The sequence below is a fragment of the Escherichia sp. 94.0001 genome (genome assembly GCF_013369155.2).
In the GTDB taxonomy this organism is placed as follows: domain Bacteria; phylum Pseudomonadota; class Gammaproteobacteria; order Enterobacterales; family Enterobacteriaceae; genus Escherichia; species Escherichia coli_F.
Genome location: NZ_JABWMS020000222.1, coordinates 1 through 581, shown reverse-complemented (window position 1 = coordinate 581; position 581 = coordinate 1). Strand labels below are relative to the sequence as shown.

The following is a 581-nucleotide window of genomic DNA, read 5'->3' as shown; positions in this document are numbered from 1 at the left end:
CGGGAGAAGTTGATGGCGAAAGTCCCAATCTGACCACCGAGGTAGTCAACGTTGAATACCAGTTCCTGCGGCAGCGCTTCTTCGTCACGCCAGATAACCCAGCCGCAGCCTAGCGGAGCCAGACCGAATTTGTGGCCTGAAGCACTGATCGATTTCACACGCGGCAGGCGGAAGTCCCAGACGATATCCGGGGCGACGAACGGTGCCAGGAAGCCACCGCTGGCGGCGTCGATGTGCATGTCGATGTCAATACCGGTGTCGGCCTGGAATTTATCCAGCGCATCGTGCAGCGGTTGCGGGAACTCATAGTTACCGGTGTAGGTCACGCCGAAAGTCGGCACCACGCCGATGGTGTTTTCGTCGCAGGCTTCAATCATGCGTTTCGGATCCATAAACAACTGACCGGGGCGCATAGGGATTTCACGCAGCTCCACATCCCAGTAACGGGCGAATTTATGCCAGCAGATTTGTACCGGGCCGCACACCAGATTAGGTCTATCCGTTGGCTTGCCTGCGGCTTCCATACGCTTGCGCCAACGCCATTTCATCGCCATCCCGCCGAGCATACAGGCCTCGGAAGA

1 protein-coding gene is annotated in these 581 nt (G+C 57.8%); it reads right to left on the bottom strand.

What is annotated here, in order from left to right:
* Nucleotides 1–581: pyridoxal-dependent decarboxylase (locus tag HEN33_RS25360; protein WP_242460326.1), on the bottom strand; the 581-nt coding region annotated here is incomplete at both ends.